The 8,313-nt window shown below is 36.3% G+C and carries 5 protein-coding genes, 5 pseudogenes and 1 other annotated feature; of the genes and pseudogenes, 3 read left to right on the forward strand and 7 right to left on the reverse strand.

Going from position 1 to position 8,313, the window contains the following annotated elements:
* The 6 genes and pseudogenes from FTT85_RS17590 to FTT85_RS17610 form a co-directional block, all read right to left on the reverse strand.
* Positions 1–235 (reverse strand): annotated as a pseudogene (locus tag FTT85_RS17590) (group II intron reverse transcriptase/maturase); the annotation flags it as partial.
* 504 nt (positions 236–739) lie between these two features.
* Positions 740–1,483: pseudogene (locus FTT85_RS17595) on the reverse strand (IS3 family transposase); the annotation flags it as partial.
* Positions 1,091–1,208: a sequence feature (AL1L pseudoknot), on the reverse strand. It overlaps the preceding pseudogene by 118 nt.
* Positions 1,484–1,533: 50 nt before the next feature.
* A pseudogene (locus tag FTT85_RS17600) lies at positions 1,534–2,952 on the reverse strand (type VI secretion system Vgr family protein); the annotation flags it as partial.
* A 33-nt stretch (positions 2,953–2,985) separates the two neighbouring features.
* A pseudogene (locus tag FTT85_RS18600) lies at positions 2,986–3,198 on the reverse strand (IS5/IS1182 family transposase); the annotation flags it as partial.
* Positions 3,199–3,429: 231 nt separating this feature from the next.
* The gene (locus FTT85_RS17605; protein ID WP_104442427.1) at positions 3,430–4,341 is read right to left on the reverse strand and encodes a ParB/RepB/Spo0J family partition protein; all 912 of its coding nucleotides are present in this window, start codon (positions 4,339–4,341) and stop codon (positions 3,430–3,432) included.
* A gap of 11 nt (positions 4,342–4,352) precedes the next feature.
* Positions 4,353–5,129: a ParA family protein gene (locus FTT85_RS17610; RefSeq protein WP_130075507.1), complete on the reverse strand. Its 777-nt coding sequence runs from the start codon at positions 5,127–5,129 to the stop codon at positions 4,353–4,355.
* Positions 5,130–6,071: 942 nt separating this feature from the next.
* On the opposite strand from FTT85_RS17610, the gene FTT85_RS17615 reads away from it, so the two are divergent.
* From FTT85_RS17615 to FTT85_RS17625, 3 genes are all read left to right on the forward strand, one after another.
* Positions 6,072–7,250, forward strand: a complete 1,179-nt coding sequence (locus tag FTT85_RS17615; protein ID WP_078194341.1) for a replication initiation protein — start codon at positions 6,072–6,074, stop codon at positions 7,248–7,250.
* Positions 7,251–7,385: 135 nt separating this feature from the next.
* On the forward strand, positions 7,386–8,030 hold the full coding sequence (locus tag FTT85_RS17620) for a hypothetical protein (RefSeq protein ID WP_306674428.1): 645 nt from the start codon (positions 7,386–7,388) through the stop codon (positions 8,028–8,030).
* Complete coding sequence (locus FTT85_RS17625; RefSeq protein WP_180184071.1) at positions 8,027–8,251, forward strand: hypothetical protein; 225 nt, start codon at positions 8,027–8,029, stop codon at positions 8,249–8,251. Before FTT85_RS17620 ends, FTT85_RS17625 begins: the two co-directional genes overlap by 4 nt.
* On the opposite strand, the pseudogene FTT85_RS17630 reads toward FTT85_RS17625, so the two are convergent.
* Positions 8,219–8,313: pseudogene (locus FTT85_RS17630) on the reverse strand (IS1595 family transposase); the annotation flags it as partial. The gene FTT85_RS17625 and the pseudogene FTT85_RS17630 overlap by 33 nt on opposite strands.

An 8,313-nucleotide genomic window follows, 5' to 3' on the forward strand; every position in this document is an offset into this window, starting at 1 on the left:
GAATACCTAGTATACGCACGCCACCTGACTTCTTTGGAATCGGAACAGCCTTAACTGGCGGTGGAAAATAACTGCCAGAACAAAGTCGATTCCATAGTTTGTATAGGTTGTTCTTTAAATGCTTTTCGAATTGCTCAATAGATTCATGATCAACGCCTGGAGCGCCACCATTCTCTTTGACTTTTTTAAATGCCTCCCAGATTAACGCTTTAGGAATGTTAAATGGTTTGGTCATAAAGTTTTGCTCCTCCTGCTTGCACAGTTGACAAATCCGTAGACCTGGATAATGCAACCCCTTCGCTCCATTACCATTACAGTAACTTCAACACTACTACGAGTTGCTCCGCCCCTTGGTGACGCATTGCTATTATCAGCCTTGCCTTTTGAGCTTGTGCCTTTCGCTTGACATCGCCACCGAAGGTTCCCGCAGTTCAACGTAAGAGCCTGAATTAGGATCGCGCTGCCTCTACGCCGGACACCGAATGGCCCGTAAGCAGGTAACGGCCAAACTACTCGCGGGGTAACTTCCATCCCCGGTTTTGATGTCATTTGAGTACTTTCGACACTTGAACGGCAGTTCACTGTTGTTCGCCTTCCTAATTCTTACCTGACATCTCTACGATGCCTTTTCCATAACGCTCACGACCGGGACTTTTGATCCAAGCCGCTTATGGTGGTTTGCTACCTGCTCCTGCAAGCCGATAGCGAGGGGCCATACCCTCATCTCTTACGCCGCTTGCTGCGGCACACTAAAGTCACCCACCCATAGTTGGTTTGGATGATCAGCATTAAAATTACGTTTCACTAAATCATCTGCCCGTTTTTGGTCATCTCGGTTACGGGTGGTTTGTTTATTCTTACCACGCCAAACACCTTGTATACCTAGCTTCTGCATCAATCGAGCAACTGTACAACGTGCGATAATATAACCTTCACGTTTTAATTGTTGCCAGACCTTACGCACACCATATCGACCTGAACTTTCTTTCCAAATTCGTTTAATTTGTTCAGCATGATACTCATCATGTAGATCTCGTTTCGCTCGATGTTCTGGATTGTCAGCGAGATCTAAAGTTCGGTAATAGGTTGAAACTGCGATCGGTAAAATCCTACAAATCGCATCAACACCATATAAGCCTTTATTGTTATGGGATGAAATCCACCATTATTTGTGTGGGCGGTCGAGCTCCGCCTGGGCGAAAAAAGCGGCTGCTTTACGTAGAATTTCATTGGCACGTTTTAATTCTTTAATTTCACGTTCCATTTGCTTCATTTTTTCTTGGTCAGATATCTGTTGTACTTTGGCAGGATTTAGTTGATCCATATGCTTTAAATACCAAACACGCAATGTTTCAGGAGTACAACCAATCTTAGGCGCAATAGCTGTGATTGCAGCCCAAGTAGAAGGATAATCTTTTTCAGATTCAATCAATAATTGAACCGCTCTTTCTCTGATTTCAGGGGTATATTTTAATTTTGTCATCGGGGTAGTCTCTCAGAATATTGACTCTCCGACAAACCCGGTACGGTTCAACCTTCACCACGTCCATCACTCGTGTCTGTCTCTTTCGGATGACTAAGATTACCGAGATTGAGCTGTGATGCCCCATGACTACTTTGTAGTTGTGTGCTGATCTGTCCAGTCGTATCGTCAAAACGAAGTTGGCCAAAGCCATCGCCTTGGACTTCTTTGGAGCGAATCCCTGAAAGCTTCTTGGTATCGGGAAGTTGTCCTTTTTGATCAAACTTAGTTGGACTACGATGTGCTTCATGAATGCGACCAACGACATATGGTCGGTCGATATTGCCATCAAAGAAATTAATCACCACGATCTCACCAATACGCGGTAAGAACCGTGAACCATAACCTTCTCCTGCCCAAGGGGTGAGTACATCTACCCACGCTGAGTCAGTGTCATTATTATTCGCGCCTGAACCATTGTCATGCATATGGTCATCTGTTCGAGTAAACAGAAAACGGATTTTAATCCGTCCCCATTCATCGACATGAATTTCTTCACCCTCGACGCCTACGACTTTGGCACGTTGTGGGTGGGTCTTAGGGCGATCTTCAAGTGGCCTGTAAGGTGGAACAATGTCAATGTTTCGACGTTGTAAAATAAGGTTATTGGCTTGGCGCTCATCTTGATTGTTGGTATGAATTTCGGGCTGTTGCCAATGGCTTTCTTTGAGTAAGGCGGTGACTTGGTCAGTTAGATCTTTAGGCAAATTATTTTGGTTATAAAAGGTCTTTGCTGTGATTAGAAACTATTGATCGGAACCTTCATGTTGATCAATTTCAGGATGTTCTTTGAACTTAAACCAATACCCGACATGTGCATCACGTACTGTTGAAGTCGCACTAAAGTACTTGGCTTGCGAATTGAAGTATTTGCTTAAATTTTCATTCAGTTTTTCAATTTGTTTGTTGCCAGACTGAGTTGCACCATCTTCACCTTTGAGGTCTTGTATCCATGCAGGACTGATGTGAAAGGCTTGTTCTAAGCCTAAACTTACTACATCTTGATTATCTGAATGCTGATGTTTTGTGAGTACCGAGCCTCCACCTTCTTCTTGTGCTAAAGCATCTGCTTGCCATCTTTGAAGGTGTACCGCAGTTGGTTGTAGAGAACGCAATCCTGTGAATGCTGTGATACTGTCTTGTCGTTCTGTAGCACTACTTCGATGAAAACGAATATTGCGACGATCTAATGCTTGAAATTGGGCATTATCATCAATTAAGCGTAGCTTTTGTGGTTTGATCTGTTCAGATGAACTCCATACTTGATGCTGTGCTTCATCAATCAGTGTAGTTACACCTTCAGAAGCTAAAAGTCCTTTAATAAAGTCGTAGTCGGTTTCATTGCTCTGCATGATGAAGGGACGAACATCATAGCTTTTGCTTAATCTGCTTTTATCTAAGGTTAAGCTAGAAGCGAGTAATGGGCTTTTCACTTAAATCCAAAACATCAAACAAATCAGATGCACTTTCAAATCATGGGTCTTGGTATCATTAATAATAAATTCAGTAGGATTTCCATCCGCATCCACAACTAAATGGATTTTAGAACTATTTCCACCAAAGTTATTAGAAATAGCTTGGTCTTTCACTCCGGTCGTATGTTGATGCACTCGCATATGAGATGCATCAATAGAAACCTATTCTAGATTTGCATCATTTGATAATAATTTAAAGACTTAGACCATTGATTATGCGCCAGCATTGTTGTAATACATAACAAGAAGGAATGTGGTTTGTCGATTGAATTTTACTTTCTCACTATTTTTTATACAACAAATGTCAACAGCATCTAACTTTTATAAATATATTATAAAAAAATTGTTTTTAATTAACATTAATTTTATTACTAGGTATCCCCAAGATTATACTATCAGACATATTTTAAAGAAAAGAAGTGTAGCAAGTTGCTACACTTCTTGATTTTTCTCTACCAACTCTTTCAATAGATTTTCTAATTTTTCTAAACTAGCATCATCAAAATGAGAAATTTTTAAAGAAACCTTTAATAACTTATCATTAAATTTAATATTTCCAGCAACTTTTCCAGCATATTCAATTTTTTTTACAAGCGATGTTGATGGAGAGTCATTATTATCTTGAACTAGATATTTCGTAGCTTGTGCAACAGCCTTAGTTTGCTCAAGTTGGCCATTCTTTACTTTTGTCCAAACAGTTAACAAGGCTTTTTCAGCACGTTGTTTTATTTCGTCGTGATCTGCAAGAAATTTTTTAAAAGCTGTTGCAGCAGTTCGACCTAATAACTGGGGCTCATTTACCAAATCATTCAAGATGGCTTTAGGCAACTTTTCAAAAGATAAATATTTATACATGTCTTCGCGATTTAAGCCTAAAGACTTCGCTAAACGTTGTTTATTTTTCTTTAAATTTTCATCCAAGCCTACTAGACCAATATAGATTTCGAAGTCTGTTAAATCCTGGCGTTTTAAATTTTCAGCTAGTGTAAGTAGTGAAGCCTCTTCATTATTTGCATCAATAATAATTGCTTCAATGGTCGATTTTTTTAGAATTTCATGCGCACGTAATCGACGTTCACCTGCAATCAGTTCAAATTTTAAATTTTCAAGTTTACGAACAGTGATGGGTTGCAACAAACCAACTTCATCGATCGATTCAGCCAGTTCTTTGATTTCCTGCTCATCAAATTTTCTACGCGGTTGATAAGGACTCCGTGAAATGTCTTCAATGGGGACATTTCGTCTAAATTCCTTTAATTCCTTGATATTATCTTTTTGAGCTAATTGATGCTTTTGAGTATTTTGTTTCAGCTTTTGAGCTAAAAGTTCTTTTGCAGTTGCCATAAAATTCTCAATCAGTTAACTTTAGCTAAAACTTCTTTAGCTAAACTTTCAAAAGCCTTTCGAACCTTTCCACTTTTGTCTAGCTTAAGTAAAGACTGCTGCATAATTGCGGCTTGATTTACTTTTGTACTTTGTGGAATAGTCGTTTCCATAATATAGCCCACTTGCTTAAATGCTTCATCACGAATGAGTTTACAAACATTTTGTCTCTCATCGTGCTTAATAAGTAGTGCACCTAATAATTGTAACTCCGGATTGATTCGCTTTATTTTTTCTAAATGATTAAGTAAGTCTGTAACACCATATAGACCATATTGTGAGCCAGATTCAATCGGGATAATTACATGTGTTGAAGATGCTAAAGCATTACTCGTCAATAGTTTTAAACTTGGAGGGCAGTCAATTAAAATAAAATCATAAAGATCTTTTAATAGTTCTAATTTTGTAGTGAGTTCTTCTGATGGTCTTGGCGCATCTTCTTTTAATTGGTCCTCAGTTTTTCCTAAATTGAGAGAACCATAAATTAGTGAAACATTATCAAAATTAGTATCTTCTTCTAAAGCGTCAGTAAGTAATGAGACATCACCTACTAATAACTCAGCGGTTGTTACTCCAATTTCACTTGGATGTTTTAAACCAATATGCAAGCTAGCATTTGCTTGAGGATCTAAATCGATTACAAGCACTTTTTTTCCTAAGTTTGCTAGCTCAGAGGCTAAATGAACAACTGTTGTTGTTTTACCACAACCACCCTTGTGATTCGCAACAGCAATAATTTTTGCAGACATACTTGTCAAATCATTCTATATTTACAATTACTATTAATATAAATAACTTTGGGCTAAGTTACTACACCTTTTAAATTTAAAACAGTCATTTGTATAACGCTAAAGCAATTTTAAATTTAAAGTTTTATATAGCTAGCTTATTTAATAATTAATAGTAATTAATAATTAAGTTAATTAATAATTAAGTTGATATTTTTCATTTAAAAACAATAGCATATCAGCTTTAAGGTGGAGGGTTTGTCACCTTAAAGTGGAAGAGTTGTCCTCTATAAGTGGAAAGATGATCACTTAAAAGTGGAATATCTGTCACTGTAAAGTGGAATATTTGTCACTTAAAAGTGGAGTATTTGTCACTATGGTGGAATGTTTTTCACTGTTAATTATAAAATATATGTATTATCATTTAAAATATATATAAAACAATTACTTATAATGTTGATAAGTTAGTGAATTTAAGTGCAAGAGTGGAAAAAAAATCACTTACAAAAATAATATTGTGGATAAAGTTGCAAGGCTTTTTTTTACTACACCATTTTTTGATATATTCATTGATCTAAGAGTGGAAAGAATTTCACGCACTCACCCTAGAATGCAGAAATTTTGTTCTTATGACTAAACTCGATATTTTTTTTCAGTGATCTGTGTTTTTAAAGGTGGAAAACTTGTCATATCGAAATAGGTTAATTGATTATTTAAAATCCATTATGGGTATTTATTCATCAATCCGTATTTCTATAAAGAATCAAAAACATCTAAAAGTGGAGTATTTGTCATCTTTGGGTGGAATTTAAAAATATATTTCCACTTTAATTGATTTTTACCTAAATTTGGTGACAAGTATTCCACCTTAGGTTTTTTAGGTGAAAGTGTTGAATCTTTTTCCACTTTTTTATATAACATGCATAATCAAGTTAAGCACACTTAAAATAGTTAATACACTTTATGTCAGAACTAAGCCATAACAAAGAAGAGCTGGATTCAATCCCGTACTGCATAGGTAATATTCGTCACAATGGGGTCGTAAGTACTAGCAATCGTTTGATACGACCTATTGAATTGTCAGCGAATGAATATAAAGCACTTTTATATGCGATGGCTGTTGCCAATTACGGTGAGAAGAATCATATCGATAAAGAGATTAGTGAACAAACATACATCTATCTGTATAAAGATGATTTAGCTGAATTACTGGGATTAAGTAAGCGAAATTCAATTAATGTAGCCATTGATCGAATTTACAAAGAACTTTCATCCCGCGTGGCGCACTTTGTGATTGAAGAACCTGTTGATGATATAAAGAAAAAGACTAAAAGAGTTCACTCGGTTGTCCCTATTATCCGTGAGTTAAGATGGGAAGATGATTCAAAGAATGCACTTCAAATCAGATTTACCAGTGAAGTATTACCTTACTTTACTCAATTAGCTGGTGGTAATTTTACGACATACCAACTTAAACATTTATTTGCTCTAGATTCAGTTGCAAGTATGAGTCTTTATACCTATTTCATAAAAAACGAATTCAAATTTAAGACTCAGGAAATCTACGAAGTTCCATTATTATTAGAGAATCTCAAAGCCCTAATTGATATAAATGAAACTAAATATGACCGTTGGGTTGATTTTCGACGTTATGTATTAGATAAAATTGTAGCTGAAATTAATGAAAACACCGATTTACAATTAGAATATGAAACAATTAAAAAAGGACGGCCTATTGTAGGCGTAAAATTTAAATTACATCATCGTAGCTTTGAGAAACCTGTAATTGAAAATAAAAAGGCCGAAAAATTAAAGATCTACTTAGATGTTCCATTTGAAGATAATGCTGAGGTAAAAGATCTAGGTGCAAAATTCGATACCACTGTACGTTCATGGTATATTTTTAATGATGATGCAAATTACTTACAGCTTGAAAAGTGGTTTAAGACTGAAGGTTGCCTCACAGACTCTCAAGCAAACGTTGTTATTAATGATTCATTATTTCAAATGGATTTTGCTGAAGTAGGAATGAGCTTAAGTGATTTTAAGAGAAAAATGAAAAATAAATTGAAAACAGATAGTAAATTTGTGGAAAACATCAAGGATCGTTTAAATGAAATTTTCGGAAAGGATATTATCTAGGAGTGTAGCAACTTGCTACACTTTTATCACTTGGAGCGTAAAACCTCGTGCTGAACCACGAGGTTTTACGCTCCAAGTGATAAAATACAGATACATCAACATATAATTGAGCGAATTAATGCCTATAGTGCTTGGATGTGGCATATCAGCTTATTGTGTCTAACACGCCGTCCTCGGGAAAACTTATTAGGAAAGTATAGTGACTACGATTTAAAACTAAAGTTGTTGTATGTAGATGATAAGCAAAACAGTCAATCACGAAAAGATGGTCGCTATATACCGCTCCCAGCATTTTTTATCCAAGCTTTTAAACGTTATACGCAATTTTTAAATACGGTCACTCAGCAGTATGCAGAGCTCCTCCGATTTGTATTTGGGAAAAAGATTACATTGCAAGATTTGTTTGGCCAAGTGATCCATTACCCGAAATCGTTACCGACCACTGCTGAGGAATGGGCAAGTAAGAAAATTAAGATTGCTGCGCTCAACCGAAGTTGGATTAATGACTATATTGAAGGTCATCAACTCAGCAGTTTATATAATAACTGGCTACGACACTTTGATATGAATATGTTGATGGAGCAAGGTTTGGCTTTTAATGTCATACAAGCAGTTTATGGGCATGATCAGCGTAATCAGGAGCTCTTTTATCGCTATTCATCTGCATCTTTACCACAATATATCAATCAATTTACCCAAAATATTGATCGCATGATTAAGCAATTGCAGATTGAGCATCTGTCATACATTTCAGTACTTCAATCTGAGGGCTTATCATGAGTATAGATGAGTCATTGATTCAAAAAATTCAGGTTCAGGTTGATTCTGTATTTGCCGAAATGAAAAGTCAGATTAAGAGTTTAAGAGACCAACCTGAATTATTAGATAACACACTAAATAGCTTGTGGTACGAGTTTTATGATGAATTTATTTGTTTTGGCTCTAGACTAGCAGATTTACACTTAATTTTACCTAATGAGGTTCCACAGCTCAGTTGCTAACTCATTAGGTTCCCTCATCCAACGCCATTCAGTTTCTTTAAGATGATAATCAAAGTACTCTT

This window comes from Acinetobacter sp. YH01020 (assembly GCF_013420275.1).
GTDB lineage: Bacteria > Pseudomonadota > Gammaproteobacteria > Pseudomonadales > Moraxellaceae > Acinetobacter > Acinetobacter amyesii.

What these genes read in the sequence shown, in the direction of transcription:
- FTT85_RS17625 (WP_180184071.1), top strand. Translation starts at nt 8,027, where the DNA reads ATGAGTATAGATGAGTCATTGATTCAAAAAATTCAGGTTCAGGTTGAT.
- FTT85_RS17605 (WP_104442427.1), bottom strand. Translation starts at nt 4,341, where the DNA reads ATGGCAACTGCAAAAGAACTTTTAGCTCAAAAGCTGAAACAAAATACT.
- FTT85_RS17615 (WP_078194341.1), top strand. Translation starts at nt 6,072, where the DNA reads ATGTCAGAACTAAGCCATAACAAAGAAGAGCTGGATTCAATCCCGTAC.
- FTT85_RS17610 (WP_130075507.1), bottom strand. Translation starts at nt 5,129, where the DNA reads ATGTCTGCAAAAATTATTGCTGTTGCGAATCACAAGGGTGGTTGTGGT.
- FTT85_RS17620 (WP_306674428.1), top strand. Translation starts at nt 7,386, where the DNA reads ATGTGGCATATCAGCTTATTGTGTCTAACACGCCGTCCTCGGGAAAAC.